This is a genomic window from Fructilactobacillus sp. Tb1 (genome assembly GCF_050500285.1).
GTDB lineage: Bacteria > Bacillota > Bacilli > Lactobacillales > Lactobacillaceae > Fructilactobacillus.
This window is the reverse complement of sequence record NZ_CP191377.1, coordinates 1,267,548-1,282,300: the sequence shown is the minus strand read 5'-3', so window position 1 is coordinate 1,282,300 and position 14,753 is coordinate 1,267,548. Positions and strand designations below refer to the sequence as shown.

The window sequence follows — 14,753 nt, the reverse complement described above, 5'->3', positions numbered from 1 at the left end:
ATCCATCCTTATTAATCATTATCTTTTTCGATTTGAAGTTTAACAGTTGTAGTAGAAGGTGATATTACAACATTGACAGTTTTACCATTAGCATCTAAAGCATCTATTACCGTAGTTTGTTTTACATTTTTATTAACATCATGACCAAGTTTTACTTTGGCAACAACTTTTTTGATCTTTTTCATCTCATCTTTTGGTCCAGTAATATTAACTTTCTTAATATCTTTCAAGACCTTATTAACTTTATATCCATTTGCAACAGCTTTAGAACGATAATCAACTTCCACTGGATAAGTATCTGTTTCACGTTCCTGAATATTCACTGTAATGGTTTTGGGTTTAAGACTAGCCTTTACCTCAGAATTTAATCCTGATTGTTTTAATTTAACAGTATGTTTTCCAGTGCCCAAATCGCTTAAATCAGCCGAAATTTTAAAATTTTGCGTATTAGCGGTGGTTGTAACTAAGGCAGATGGTCCAGTCAAAGAAACTTTAATTTTATTAGGATACCCCATAACGAAATATCGATCTGAATTAACATTTAATTGTAAAGGAACTTCGACATCACGCGTTTCATTTGAAGTCAGTTGTTGGTTATCAGTTTGGGCACTTGAATTAATTTGACCCAACTTATAATCATGTACCATAAAGAATAACGCTAATGATGCAATAAGTGAAATTATTAAACAAAATGCCTTACTTCCAAAAAACTTTTTCATTATTTATGACCTCCAAATTTTTTACCAAAAAATTCGGCCACATCATTAAAGAAATTTTGATGGTTTTTATCAGTCACAATTAATTGACTTCTTAAATACTTCAAATAATCATTTTGTGTCATACCACGAAGTAATTCGTTATTTCTCGTAATCGAAACCTCACCAGTTTCTTCAGAAATAACTATCGTAATGGCATCAGTAACTTCAGAAATACCAACTGCTGCACGATGTCTTGTTCCTAATTCTTTCGGAATTAAATTACTTTGTGATAAAGGAAGATATGAAGCAGCCGAAGCCACTCGGAAATCTTTAATAATAACTGCCCCATCATGTAATGGAGTATTTGGAATGAAAATATTAATCAATAATTGACTAGATACATCTGCATCCAAAGGAATTCCTGTTTCGATGTATTCCTCTAAGCCAGTTTTCATTTGAATACTCATCAAAGCCCCAATTCGACGCTTTGACATATATTGAATAGCACCGTCTAAAGCTTTAATTAGCTTTTCAACCTTAACATTTTCTTGTTGTGACTGTCCAAAAACTGAACTTCGACCCAATTTTTCCAATGCTCTTCGAATTTCTGGTTGAAAAACGACAATAATTCCAATAACTCCCCAATTAATTACTTGATCTAGAATCCAGGAGGTCATGGTTAAGCCAAGGTATAAACTAATGACCTTAGCTAAAATTAAAATGATAATTCCACGGAAAAGTTGAATTGAACGAGTTCCCCGTAAAAGCATGATTAATTCGTATATTAATACCCAGACAACTAAAATATCTAGGATATTACTTAAATTATGTAGTGTTAAAATGTTGCCCCAATCGATTCCCATCAGTCGGCGTTCCTCCCTGCAAATATTACTATATAATTATAACACTCTGTATAACTTAGTTATAGCCTACTTTTTTGTATCACATAGCAAATAAATTATACAAATTAATAGTTTTTTAACCCCATTTGCGGTTTAATTTAGTTATGATAAATACGAGGAGATTCTTATGACAAAACAAAAAATATGGCAAATTCGTTTATTTTTCTTAATTTGGCTAGTTTTTATTAAATTATTCATCAAAGATTCCATTTTTGGTTTCTTATTACTCAATACGTTTTTAGGATACATTCCAATTGAAGTAAGTTTTCACATTGGTGATAAACCAAAACAAAATATCTTTGTTTTTTGGATTCTTACCTTAATTTGGCTAATGTTTTATCCTAATGCCCCATATATTCTAACTGATTTACTCCACCTTTCATGGCTTCATCCTAATGGTTTAAACGGACTACTCAAGCTTGATGGACACATTTGGTTCCTTTATACCTGTCTCTTAATCAGTGCGCTAGTATGTGCATTCATTGGTTTTTGGGGGATGGTTCATGTCGCAAAGGCAATTAATAAACGATTACACTTAGAAAATCGATTTACAGATTTCATTATGACCGCTTTTTTAATTTTTCTTAGTTCAGTAGGATTATACATTGGTCGTTTCTTACGAGTTCACACAGTCTACCTTCTTGCTAATCCTAAGTTTTATATCAAATTATTCATGACCATGTGGAATCAACAAATGGTAACTTTTGTGATTTTAATGACCATTGTGCAATTAATGATTTATTGGATTTATACAATTATTTCTACCACTGATGATAATCCACAAGAATAATAAAAAGGCAACTATCAAAAAAGATAGTTGCCTTTTTATTATTCTTGTCCAATTACTCGAACTTCAGTTTGTAAATGAATTCCAGAATCTTTAAATACTGTTTCTTGTACATGTTTAATTACATTAAGATAGTCAGTAGCAGTGGCATGATCAACATTCACAATAAATCCAGCATGCTTCGTTGATACTTCAGCGCCACCAGAACGGTAACCTTGTAATCCAGCATCGTGAATTAGCTTACCAGCAAAGTGACCAACAGGACGTTTAAATACACTTCCACAAGAAGGATATTCAAGTGGTTGTTTTGATTTACGTAAGTAGTTTAAATGATCCATTTCTGCTTGGATTAAATCCTTATTTCCTTTTTCAAGCTTATAAGTAGCAGCTAATACTACCCCACCAGTTTCTTGCACTTTACTATGACGATAACCAAAATCTAATTCATCATGTGACATTTCCACAATATTACCTTGATGAGTCAAGATAGTAGCTGATTCTAGTACATATTCGGTTTCTCCACCATAAGCACCGGCATTCATGTAAACACCGCCACCAATACTTCCAGGAATTCCGGCAGCAAATTCGAGTCCAGATAGACCAGCAGCTTGAGCTACCTTAGTAACTTCAATATATGCAGCTCCGGCTTCCGCAATTACATGATCACCATCAACATGAATATCATTCATATCGGTTAAAATCATCGTTAAACCACGAATTCCACCATCACGCACGATTAAATTACTTGCATTTCCCAATACTGTAACGGGAATGTCATTGGCATTAGCAAATTTAAGTAACGTTTCTGTTTCTTTATATGTTTTAGGAAAAGCTAAATAATCTGCTTTTCCACCAGTTTTAGTCCAAGAATATTTTGATAATGGTTCATTTTTTAATATTTTAATATCTTTAAATTCATTATGTAGATCAATTGCCATCGTTTTTTCTTCCTTTCACGTAGCCTTTACTATTTTATCACGTAGGAAGAACGAAAACCATTCTGCAATAAGATAGTGATATAATTTATTCATTAAGGGGGATATCCACTATGAATTTTATTACATGGAATGTGAATGGTATCCGTGCCATTCTCAAAAATAATTTTTATGAATTCTTTAATGCTGCTAATGCAGATTTTTTTAGTGTTCAAGAAACTCGCGTCGAACCAAATGAAGTTGAGTTAGAACTTCCTAATAACTACTATCAGTACTGGAATTATGCAGATAAACCTGGTTATGCAGGTACTGCTACATTTACCAAACATAAAGCTGATCGTGTGATTTTAGGGGTTGATGGAAACAATCAGGATCCTGAAGGACGTGCGCTTACTCTTGAATATGCAGATTATTTTGTTGTAAACGTCTATGCTCCTAATGCGGGTGAAAAACTCGAACGTTTAGATTATAAACTTGCATGGGATCAAAAATTTATCAAGTTTGTTTCAGATTTAAAGAGTCAAAAAGCTGTCATTATCAATGGTGATTTAAATATTGCTCACGAAGATGCTGATATTTATAATCCGGAAGAACATCATCATGCCGCTGGATTTACTAATGAAGAACGTCAACAAATGACAGATTTACTAGCTGCTGGATTTACTGATATCTATCGTGAAACTCACCCTGATGAAACCAATAAATACACTTGGTGGAGTTATCGTGGTCATGCTCGTCGTGATAATCATGGTTGGCGCTTAGATTATTTTATTATTTCAAATGACTTGGTTAAGGATGTTCGGATTACTACGATTATGGATACTGTCCCTGGATCTGATCATTGTCCCCTTCAACTAATTTTAAATAAACCTGTCAAATAGGAGAAAGAATATGAACTTTGTCGCAATTGACTTTGAAACAGCTGCTAGTCAACGTGCTAGTGCCTGTTCGGTAGCCATTACCGTAGTTCGTGATGATCAAGTCGTGAATGAATTTTACTCACTAATTAATCCAGAAACTGAGTTTAATTGGCGTAATATTCAAGTCCATGGAATTCATAGTGCGGACGTTGTTGATGCACCCACGTTTCCAGAAGTTTGGGAGATTATTAAACCATTTTTCAAACGGAATCGGTTAGTAATTGCCCATAATAACCGTTTTGATAATAGTGTTTTGAAAAAAAGTATTGAACGTTATCGTTTACCAATGCCCCATTATCAAACTTTAGATACGGTCAAAACATCACGTAAATTTTATCCCAACTTTGAAAATCATAAATTAAACACGGTCAGTGCAAACCTTGGAATTGAATTGGAACATCATCATAATGCACTAGATGACAGTTTAGCCTGTGCTAATATTCTCATTCATGAGCATCAAGAATTCGGTGATGACGCCATTCGTCCATTTGTTGCTACTATTTAAATTAAAATCCCTAATTCAATCGAATTAGGGATTTTTTGACAATAAAAAAAGAAGATAAGCAAGAACTTAATGTCCTTGTTTATCTTCTTTAAAATTACAATTAGTTGATTGGAGTAACGTTTGTAGCTTGTGGGCCACGATCGCCATCTTCAACGTCTAAAGTAACTTTTTCGCCTTCATCAAGAGTCTTGAATCCGTCTTTGTTGATTGCTGAGAAATGTACGAATACATCACCATCATCAGTAGTGATAAAACCGTAACCTTTATCACCATTAAACCATTTAACAGTTCCTTGTTTCATAGTAGTATACCTCCATAATTTATTAAAGTTGCGCAGATTGAATCAAATCAAGGAAGTTATCTCATAAAAAATAAAAAACCTTAAAAAATCGAAAAACCTAACGTATCAATGAATTTATTATATCACATGTAAAATAAAAACTAAATTATAACGACTTATAATCATTGTTTTTCCCCATCCAAATTGTTTTATCAGTTTCAGATATTTGTTCAAATCCAAGCTTTTGATAAATATGAATTGCAACTGAATTATCTTTTTTCACTTCCAACTCCAATTGATCAAGGTTACTATAATTTTCTTGCCAGTTAATTAACTCGTCAACTAACATTGTTCCCAATCCCATATGTTGAAAGTCATTTAAAACTGCCACACCTAATTCACCAGTACTGTCATTAATTTGTTCAACAGTTGCAATTCCAATTAATTGGTCACCTACTGTGGCTAACAAAATCAAATTGGTTCCAGATGCATTCATCAATTCAATTTGCCGTGCTTCTTGTTCAGCCGTTACTGAATCCAAATCAGCATCTAATTCAAAAAAATTTGATTCGGATTCTAACTGTTTAAGTAATTTAAGCATTGCTGTTGCATCTTCAGCATCCGCCGCGCGTAATCCAACTTCTACCTCATTATTCATCTAAACTCAATACTCCCGACGTTAGAATATCATTAAAATGTTGTCCTTTAGCAATTAATTCAATCTCACGGTTACTATCACCAAGATTATCTAATCGTGTAAATTTAAGACGTAGATAATTAGCTGGTAATTCATCTTCAGCAAATTTAGACCATTCTACGACACTGACACCATCACCGTTAAAGTATTCATCAAGACCAAGTTCTTCACTACCACCAGTTTCAAGACGATATACATCCATATGGTATAGCGGGATACGTCCCTCTTGGTATTCACGGATAATGGTAAAAGTGGGGCTTTTAATATTACGTTTAATGCCTAATCCTTTAGCTAGACCTTTCGTAAAGGTTGTTTTTCCAGCTCCTAAATCACCATCAAGTAACAAAACATCACCTGGTTGTAATTGGTTAGCTAATTCTTTCCCTAAACGTTGGGTTTGACTAGGGTCAGTTACTGTAAATTTCATGCTATGCCTCATCAGCTAAGGCTTGAGTAGCAGTAATAATTGCTACTTTATAAACATCTTCTGCGTTACAACCACGTGATAAATCAGAAACTGGTTTGTTTAATCCTTGTAGGATTGGTCCAATAGCTTCAAATCCACCTAACCGTTGAGCAATTTTGTAGCCAATGTTTCCAGCTTCAAGTTCTGGGAACACAAAGACAGTTGCATTTCCAGCAACGTCTGATCCTGGAAATTTAGCTTTAGCAACTGATGGAACAATTGCAGCATCAAATTGCATTTCACCATCAATTGGCATTGCTGGATCCATTTCTTGAGCTAATTTAGTAGCATTGTGAACTTTTTCGACCTCAGGACTCTTAGCTGAACCATCAGTTGAAAAACTTAATAAAGCTACACGAGGATCAATATCAAATAAACGAGCAGTTTTACCGCTTTCAACGGCAATTTCAGCTAATTGTTGTTCGTTAGGATTAATGTTAATAGCACAGTCAGCAAATAAGTAACGTTCATCACCTTTTTGCATTACAAATGAACCGCTAATTAATTTTACCCCTGGCTTAGTTTTAATAATTTGAAGTGCTGGACGAACTGTATCACCAGTTGGATGAGCTGCACCTGATACCATCCCATCAACATCACCCATATAAACCATAGTGGTTCCAAAGTAATTAGGATCTTTTAACCATTCACTTGCTTGTTCAGCAGTTGTTTTGCCTTTTCGGCGTTCTACAATTGCTTGTACCATTTGTTGGCGAACTTCACCAGATACTTTTTCAATATCAACAATTTCAATACCATCAAGATCTACCCCAAGGGCTTTAGCAGTTGCTCTAATTTCATCTTCGTTACCTAATAAAATTGGAAATGCTAAATCATCTGCAGCTAATCGGCTAGCAGCTGAAATAATTCGTTCGTCTTCCCCTTCAGGAAAAACTAATTTAATTTTACGACCTTTAATTTTGCTTTTTAAACTTTCAAATAAATCCATCGTATTCTCCTATCGTTCCATTTTAACATTTTCTGGTAGTTGCCAATTAATTGGTTTTTCCCCCATCGCCTCTAGAGCCGCATTAGTTCTAGAAAATGGACGGGAACCAAAAAAACCACGATTGGCAGACAAAGGACTGGGGTGCGCTGATTCAATCACAATGTTAGTTTTAGTATCAATTAGGCTAACCTTCTTACGTGCCGCATTCCCCCATAAAATGAAGACTACTGGTTCTGGTCGTTCTGATAAAGCATGAATCGCATAATCAGTTAACTTTTCCCAGCCTTCATTTCTGTGAGAGAAAGCTTCACCATCTCGAACTGTCAAAACAGAATTTAGTAATAAAACACCCTGTTCTGCCCAGCTCTTCAAGTAACCATGATTAACTGGCTTAATACCTAAATCATTATCAAGTTCCTTATAGATATTACGTAAAGATGGTGGAATTTTAACACCTGGTTCCACCGCAAAACTAGTTCCAATCGCTTGGTGTGGTCCATGATAAGGATCCTGTCCTAAAATGACCACTTTAGTATCACTAAATGGAGTCCATTCAAAAGCTTGAAAAATATGATTCATAGCTGGATAAATCGTATGATTATCGTATTCTTCTACTAAAAAGGCCCGTAGCTTTTGATAGTATGGTTTTTCAAATTCTGGTAGTAATATTGGCCACCAATCATTATCAATAAATCGTCTCAACTTTTTCACCTCGTGAATATCTTAACATAAATGCCAATAAAAAAAGAACAGCATAACTGTTCTTTTTTTATTTAATAGTGTTTCATTACACGGTCAATTTGACGTTTTTGATCACGCGCTTTAATATCGTGACGTTTGTCATATTCGTGTTTACCTTTTGCAACTCCAATCAATACTTTCGCAAAATTATGCTTTAAGTACATCTTAAGTGGTACAACGGTAACCCCTTTAGTCTGAACTGCATCAGAAAGCTTTCTAATTTCTTTCTTATGCAATAATAACTTACGACTGCGCAATGGATCATGGTTAAATTGATTACCTTCTGTATATTCATTAATATGAACATTTTGAAGATATGCTTCACCATTTCTAAATGAAACGAATCCGTCTTTCAAAGTAACCCGACGTTCTCTAACCGACTTAATTTCAGTCCCAGTTAATGCAATTCCTGCTTCGAAAGTTTCTTCAATGAAATAATCATGTCGAGCCTTTCGATTAGTAGCCATCACATTATCGTCATTTGGCTTACTCTTCTTTTTGACCATTTTAATCAATCCCTATTTACGTTTTTTAATTGTAAAACTGTGTGATGACTTGTTACCATCATTTTTGTTACCATTCTTTTTATCGTTATTACGACGACCACCACGGTTATTGTTGTTTCCACGACCAGCGTTGTTAAAACGACCACGAGTATGGTTTTGTTGTTTTGGTAAAAGATCACTAGTTGGAGTCTTTTCTACATCAACAATTTCAAAATCAACAGCACTTTGATCAACATCTACACCCACACATTTAACTCGGATATCTTGTCCAATCTTAAATGTACGTTTAGTGTTACGACCAACTAATGCCATGTATTTTTCAACGTATTGGTAGTAGTCATCTTTCATACGACTAATATGAACTAAACCTTCAACAGTATTTGGTAATTCAACGAAAATACCGAATTTCATTACAGAACTTACCACACCGTCAAATTCTTCACCGATACGGTCACTCATGTATTCAGCTTTCATCATTGCGTTTACGGCACGTTCAGTATCAACGGCACGACGTTCAGTTTCTGAACAATGAACAGCAACTTCACCAACAACATCAGCGTATTTAGCTTTAGTAGCGTCATTAATACCATTTTCTTCATAGAAGTGAATTAAACGGTGAATAAACATATCAGGGTAACGACGAATTGGTGAAGTAAAGTGAGTATAATACTTAGCACCTAAACCAAAGTGACCAACGTTTTTGTCACTATACTTAGCTTGTTGCATACTTCTAAGTAACATAACTGAAACCATTGCTTCTTCTGGAGTACCAGCAACTTTAGCCAAAACGCTTTGTAAGGTCTTAGGTTCCAAATGATCTGGATCTGATTTAACGTTGATACCAAAAGCAGTTAGGAATTCAAAGAATTCTTTAACACGAGTTGCATCTGGAGTTTCATGGATACGGTAAATGAATGGTACTTTAAGCTTGTAGTAAGTTTCAGCAACAGTTTCATTAGCTGCTAACATGAATGATTCAATCAAACGTTCAGCAGTACCACGAGTTCTCAATTGAATATCAATTGGGTGGCCTTCAGCATCCACAATAATCTTTGCTTCATCATCATTAAAGTCAATAGCACCACGACCACGACGTGCTTTGTAAAGAATCTTGTGTAATTCATCCATAGTTTCAAACATTGGAACTAAGTCAGCATACTTTTCGCGAGTTTCTGGATCTTTATTTTCAATGATTGCATTTACAGCGTTGTAAGTCATACGAGCTTTTGAACGCATAACTGATGGATGGATACGTGATTTAACCACTTTACCTTGTGGGTTAATTTCCATGTCACAACTCATACATAAACGAAGTTGAGCTTCATTCAATGAACAAATTCCGTTTGATAAACGTCTTGGTAACATTGGAATAACACGGTCAGTTAAGTAAACTGAAGTACCACGTTTGTAAGCTTCACGATCAAGTAAACTACCTGGTGTAACGTAGTGGCTAACATCAGCAATATGAACACCTAAATGATAGTTTCCGTTTGGTAATTTCCAAGCAGTAACAGCATCATCTAAATCTTTTGATTCTTCAGCATCAATAGTTACTAAATCTTGATCAGTAATATCTTCTCTACCCTCAGTTTCTTCAGGTAAAACGTGATCAGGAATAGCATCTGCTTCTTGCATAACATCTTCTGGGAATTGTGAAGGTACATCATGTGCGTACACAATTTGTAAGATATCAATACCAGGATCATCAACACTACCAATAACTTGTTTGGCAATGGCAACAATCTTATCTGGAGTCTTAGCATTTGGATATTCAGTAATATCAGCTAAAACAACTTCTCCTGGGGTAGGGTTAATTCCGGCATCAGTAATGTAACATCTGTAGCCAGCTAATTTTTTGTCTTTTAATTTAACTTGACCAAGGTATCCTTGATCATCAGTGGTCTTGAAGAATTCACCAACGACATGGGTATAGTGATGTTCAAGAATTTTAGTAACTTTAGCAGCAGGTCCACGATCTCCACCTTTTTCAGCAGGTTTAGTGATTTGGATTTCTACTCGGTCAAGGTTCATAGCGTTCATGGTGTCATCAGGTGCAATAAATGCATCTTCTTGATCATCATCAAAGCCTACGAAACCAAAACCTTTAGGGTTAGAATGGAAAACTCCTTCAATTTTTAATTCACTAGGATTAATTTTGAAGTTTCCATCATGAGTAACAACAACTGTCCGTTCTCTTTCAAGGACAGCAAGTTCTTGTACGATTAATTTAAACGCAGCAGCACCATGGTACTTTAATGCGTCCGCAAGGTTTTCAACGCTATATGCGTTATCTGGATGAGATGCAAGTTCTTGTTTGATCTCATTTTTTAATTTGTTATCTTCCAATATTTTTTCCTCTTCTACGTTTATTTTAAATCTGTTGTTATTTTAATTATAAACGTTTTTATTTTTTTGTTTAATTATAAACACTTTAAAATACAAAAAAGCTCCTGTGAAATATACAGGAGCCCTTAATTAGTGTTGTGATACCCACATTAAAACTAATGCAATGGCAAAAAACACAATACCTAAGATTACGGTAACTTTTTGGATAAATGATTCAAATCCACGTGATTTTGATTCTGAAAATAAGTCGCTGGCACCACCAGTAAATGATGACATTGCGTCGTTATTCTTTGATGGTTGCATCAAAACAGCGCCAATGATCAATATGCTAACGATCCATAATAATATCATTAAGAAGTTAGTCAATGAAATTTCCTCCTACCCACTTTAAAAAAGGGCTTATAAATTCTATGTACAATTATAACACGAGTTAAAAATTTTTACTAATCACTAAAATTATGTATAAAAAAGAACCTCTAGCAATGCTAGAAGTTCTTCTCGGAAATTAATTATTTGTTCATGATATCTTCGCGAGCTTGGCGAGATAAGTTGTAGAACGCATGGATTCCCTTGTATTGAGCAACTGAACCTAATTGGTCTTCAATTCTCATTAATTGGTTGTACTTAGCAATTCTTTCACCACGACTCATTGAACCAGTCTTGATTTGACCTGCATTAAGAGCAACAACTAAATCAGAAATTGTAGTATCTTCAGTTTCACCTGAACGGTGTGAGATAACTGCAGTGTAACTAGCTTCTTTAGCCATGTTAACAGCGTTAACAGTTTCAGTTAAAGTACCGATTTGGTTAAGTTTGATAAGGATTGAGTTTGCAACACCCATGTTAATACCTTTTTCAAGGTAATCAGTGTTTGTAACAAATAAATCATCACCAACGATTTGTACTTTCTTACCAAGTTTTTCAGTAGCAACTTTCCAGTCTTCCCATTCGTTTTCATCCAAAGGATCTTCGATTGAGATAATTGGGTACTTGTCTACGATGCTTTCAAGTAAGTCAACAAATTCAGAAGCAGTGTATGATTTACCATCACCTTCTAAGTTGTATTTCTTAGTTTCTGGATCGTAGAATTCTGAAGAAGCACAGTCAAAGGCGATTGCAATATCTTTACCAGGTTTGTAACCAGCACGTTTGATAGCTTCGATAAGAATTTCAAATGGTTCTTCGTTGTTCTTCAAGTCAGGTGCAAATCCACCTTCATCACCAACAGCAGTTGAGTAACCTTTTTCATTTAAGATAGCTTTCAAGGCGTGGAAAGTTTCTGAACCCATACGAACAGCTTCTCTAAATGTTGGGGCACCAACAGGCATAATCATGAATTCTTGGAAATCAACTTTGTTGTTAGCGTGCTTACCACCATTGATAACGTTCATCATTGGAGTTGGTAATACGTGAGCATCGAATCCACCTAAGTAGTTGTACAAAGGAGTTCCAAGTTCATCAGCAGCAGCTCTAGCAGCAGCAATTGATACAGCTAAAATAGCGTTAGCACCTAATTTAGCTTTGTTAGGAGTACCATCAAGCTTAATCATAGCTTGGTCGATTCCTAGTTGATCAGTAACATCGTAACCAATAATTTCTTTGGCAATTTTGTCGTTAACGTTAGCAACGGCTTTTGTAACACCTTTACCACCGAAACGGTCTTTGTTACCATCACGTAATTCAACAGCTTCGTGTTCACCAGTTGAGGCACCAGAAGGAACGATTCCACGTCCCATAGCACCATCTTCAGTGTAAACTTCTGCTTCAACAGTTGGGTTACCACGTGAGTCTAAGACTTCGCGTGCATATACATCAGAAATAAGTGACATAATAAATCTCCTTAGTAATTTAATTAACTAAATTTATTTAATTTACACTTAAATTTTACAGTTTTAAAATCAACAATGCAATGATTTAATCAATTATTTAAGTGATTGAAAATTTGCGAGCTTAATAAACTCATTTGGACTAAGACTGGCTTTCCCAGCAAGTACCCCATCAATATCTGGTTCCTTCATCAAAGCAGCAATATTTTTTTCGGTTACACTACCACCATAAAGAATGCGAATTTGATCAGCAATCTCATCGGAATAAATATCAGCAAGAGTTTGCCGAATGAGATAACAGCCTTCTTCTGCCTCAGCAGTTGAAGCACTGTGTCCAGTTCCAATTGCCCAACTAGGTTCATAAGCAATTATAATTTTAGCAGCATCATCTTCAGATACTCCTTGAACGGCAGCCGTTACTTGGCTAACAACCCAGGAAAAATGATCACCATTATCAAGGCGGCCCATTGTTTCATCACAACAAATAATTGGAACCATTTTATTGTCTAAAACCGCATGGACTTTCTTATTAATGATGTCGTTAGTCTCATTGAAGTAACGACGGCGTTCAGAGTGCCCTACAATTACGTAGCCAACTCCCATTTCTGATAAAGCTTGGGGGCTAACTTCGCCGGTATAGGCACCACAATTCTTGTAAAAACAATTTTCTGCCGTAATTTGTAATGGACTATCACTATTGTGTTCAATCATCGACTCCAAAAAGAGAGGTGACGCGGCAATTGCTGTTTCCACTACGTTAGCAGCTGGTAATTTGGGTTTAATTTCTTCAACAAACTTGATTGCTTCTTCAAGCGACAAATTCATTTTCCAATTTCCACCAATAAACGGAATACGCATTTGAACCCTCCTCTCATTTACTATTATTGTAGCTGAAATTCAGTTCAATACCTAGTAAATAAAAAAGCGTTGGCACTAACCAACGCTTTAATTATTTAGTCTTTGTTAGAAACACATGCGATACCTGGTAAAGTTTTACCTTCAAGGTATTCAAGTGAAGCTCCACCACCAGTAGAAATATGTGTAAGCTTGTCAGCAACACCTAATTCTTTAACAGCGGCAGTTGAGTCACCACCACCAACGATAGTAGTAGCATCTTTCAAAGTACCTAAGAAACGACCAATTGCTAAAGTACCTTCAGCAAATTTAGGCATTTCAAAGACACCCATTGGTCCATTCCAAACAACAGTCTTAGCATCTGCAAGAACACTTTCGAACAATTTGATTGATTTAGGTCCAATATCAAGAGCCATGTAACCGTCAGGAATAGCACCATCAACGATTTTAGCATCTGTATCGTTAGAGAACTTATCTGCAACTACAGAGTCAACAGGTAGGACAATCTTGTTTCCACCCTTAGCAAGGATTTCTTTAGCAACATCAATCTTGTCTTTTTCAACAAGTGAGTTACCAATTGAAATACCCTTAGCAGCGTAGAATGTGTAAGTCATACCACCACCGATAATGATTTTATCAGCTTTGTCTAATAAGTGATCAATAACACCGATCTTATCAGAAACTTTAGCACCACCTAAGATAGCTACGAATGGGTGTTTTGGATTATCAACTGCGTTACCAAGGAATTTGATTTCTTTTTCAAGTAAGAAACCTGCAGCAACTGGTTTGCCAGCTTTTTCCATAGCAGTAGCGATACCAACGTTTGAAGCGTGACTTCTGTGAGCAGTACCAAAAGCATCGTTCACAAATACGTCACCTAATGAAGCCCAGTATTCACCTAATTTAGGATCATTACCAGATTCACGTTTAACAACTTCCCCATTTACAACATCTTGGTAACGAGTGTTTTCAGCTAATAAGATTTGGCCATCTTGCATTTTGTCGATAGCTTCTTCTAATTGTGGACCTTCGTTAACAGGAACAAATGTAACTGGTTTTTTGATTAATTTTGAAAGCTTTTCAGCTACGGGACGAAGTGACAAACCAGGTTTGTCATCTTCTGATTTAATACGACCTAAGTGAGATAGAAGAATAGCTTTTCCACCGTGGTTGATTACCCATTCAATTGAAGGCAATGCAGCAACGATACGGTTATCATCACCTACAACACCATCTTTGATAGGAACATTAAAATCAACACGCATAAGGACATCTTTGCCCTTAAGGTCTAAATCATCAATGATTAATTTACTCATAATGAGATTCCTCCAGATAATTAT

At 35.5% G+C, this 14,753-nt stretch carries 17 protein-coding genes; 3 read left to right on the top strand and 14 right to left on the bottom strand.

Features of this window, described 5'->3' with window-relative positions; all coding sequences use genetic code 11:
• Positions 1–11: 11 nt before the first annotated feature.
• Both ACQW5G_RS06595 and cdaA read right to left on the bottom strand, forming a co-directional pair.
• Positions 12–719 (bottom strand): CdaR family protein, encoded by a 708-nt coding sequence (locus ACQW5G_RS06595; protein ID WP_429970678.1) that lies wholly within the window; start codon positions 717–719, stop codon positions 12–14.
• Positions 719–1,561 (bottom strand): diadenylate cyclase CdaA, encoded by an 843-nt coding sequence (cdaA, locus tag ACQW5G_RS06590; RefSeq protein WP_429970677.1) that lies wholly within the window; start codon positions 1,559–1,561, stop codon positions 719–721. The genes ACQW5G_RS06595 and cdaA overlap by 1 nt, the downstream gene beginning before the upstream one ends.
• Before the next feature lie 166 nt (positions 1,562–1,727).
• On the opposite strand from cdaA, the gene ACQW5G_RS06585 reads away from it, so the two are divergent.
• Positions 1,728–2,390, top strand: coding sequence for a DUF1361 domain-containing protein (locus tag ACQW5G_RS06585; protein ID WP_429970676.1), 663 nt, complete (start codon positions 1,728–1,730; stop codon positions 2,388–2,390).
• A 38-nt stretch (positions 2,391–2,428) separates the two neighbouring features.
• Here the strand turns inward: ACQW5G_RS06585 and murB are convergent, their stop codons facing one another.
• Positions 2,429–3,325, bottom strand: coding sequence for a UDP-N-acetylmuramate dehydrogenase (gene murB / locus ACQW5G_RS06580; RefSeq protein WP_429970675.1), 897 nt, complete (start codon positions 3,323–3,325; stop codon positions 2,429–2,431).
• Positions 3,326–3,435: 110 nt separating this feature from the next.
• Here murB and ACQW5G_RS06575 point away from each other — a divergent pair, with 110 nt between their 5' ends.
• Complete coding sequence (locus tag ACQW5G_RS06575; protein WP_429970674.1) at positions 3,436–4,203, top strand: exodeoxyribonuclease III; 768 nt, start codon at positions 3,436–3,438, stop codon at positions 4,201–4,203.
• A gap of 10 nt (positions 4,204–4,213) precedes the next feature.
• Entirely contained in the window at positions 4,214–4,747 is a 534-nt protein-coding gene (locus ACQW5G_RS06570) for a 3'-5' exonuclease (protein ID WP_429970673.1), read from the top strand.
• A gap of 100 nt (positions 4,748–4,847) precedes the next feature.
• Here the strand turns inward: ACQW5G_RS06570 and ACQW5G_RS06565 are convergent, their stop codons facing one another.
• From ACQW5G_RS06565 to ACQW5G_RS06515, 11 genes are all read right to left on the bottom strand, one after another.
• Positions 4,848–5,048 (bottom strand): cold-shock protein, encoded by a 201-nt coding sequence (locus ACQW5G_RS06565; protein ID WP_429970672.1) that lies wholly within the window; start codon positions 5,046–5,048, stop codon positions 4,848–4,850.
• A 145-nt stretch (positions 5,049–5,193) separates the two neighbouring features.
• The gene (locus ACQW5G_RS06560) at positions 5,194–5,685 is read right to left on the bottom strand and encodes an N-acetyltransferase family protein (RefSeq protein WP_429970671.1); all 492 of its coding nucleotides are present in this window, start codon (positions 5,683–5,685) and stop codon (positions 5,194–5,196) included.
• On the bottom strand, positions 5,678–6,151 hold the full coding sequence (gene tsaE, locus ACQW5G_RS06555; protein WP_429970670.1) for a tRNA (adenosine(37)-N6)-threonylcarbamoyltransferase complex ATPase subunit type 1 TsaE: 474 nt from the start codon (positions 6,149–6,151) through the stop codon (positions 5,678–5,680). The genes ACQW5G_RS06560 and tsaE overlap by 8 nt, the downstream gene beginning before the upstream one ends.
• A 1-nt stretch (position 6,152) precedes the next feature.
• Positions 6,153–7,139 carry a phosphate acetyltransferase gene (gene pta, locus ACQW5G_RS06550; protein WP_429970669.1) on the bottom strand — a complete coding sequence of 329 codons (987 nt, stop codon included), beginning with the start codon at positions 7,137–7,139 and terminating at the stop codon, positions 6,153–6,155.
• Between the two features lie 9 nt (positions 7,140–7,148).
• Positions 7,149–7,841, bottom strand: coding sequence for a uracil-DNA glycosylase (locus ACQW5G_RS06545; protein ID WP_429970668.1), 693 nt, complete (start codon positions 7,839–7,841; stop codon positions 7,149–7,151).
• Between the two features lie 71 nt (positions 7,842–7,912).
• Positions 7,913–8,386, bottom strand: coding sequence for an SsrA-binding protein SmpB (gene smpB / locus ACQW5G_RS06540; protein ID WP_429970667.1), 474 nt, complete (start codon positions 8,384–8,386; stop codon positions 7,913–7,915).
• 12 nt (positions 8,387–8,398) lie between these two features.
• On the bottom strand, positions 8,399–10,732 hold the full coding sequence (gene rnr, locus ACQW5G_RS06535; protein ID WP_429970666.1) for a ribonuclease R: 2,334 nt from the start codon (positions 10,730–10,732) through the stop codon (positions 8,399–8,401).
• 129 nt (positions 10,733–10,861) lie between these two features.
• Positions 10,862–11,083, bottom strand: a complete 222-nt coding sequence (gene secG, locus ACQW5G_RS06530) for a preprotein translocase subunit SecG (RefSeq protein ID WP_429971901.1) — start codon at positions 11,081–11,083, stop codon at positions 10,862–10,864.
• Positions 11,084–11,241: 158 nt separating this feature from the next.
• Entirely contained in the window at positions 11,242–12,561 is a 1,320-nt protein-coding gene (gene eno, locus ACQW5G_RS06525; RefSeq protein ID WP_429970665.1) for a phosphopyruvate hydratase, read from the bottom strand.
• A gap of 93 nt (positions 12,562–12,654) precedes the next feature.
• Positions 12,655–13,416, bottom strand: coding sequence for a triose-phosphate isomerase (gene tpiA, locus ACQW5G_RS06520; RefSeq protein WP_429970664.1), 762 nt, complete (start codon positions 13,414–13,416; stop codon positions 12,655–12,657).
• 95 nt (positions 13,417–13,511) lie between these two features.
• The gene (locus ACQW5G_RS06515) at positions 13,512–14,729 is read right to left on the bottom strand and encodes a phosphoglycerate kinase (RefSeq protein ID WP_429970663.1); all 1,218 of its coding nucleotides are present in this window, start codon (positions 14,727–14,729) and stop codon (positions 13,512–13,514) included.
• Positions 14,730–14,753: the final 24 nt, after the last annotated feature.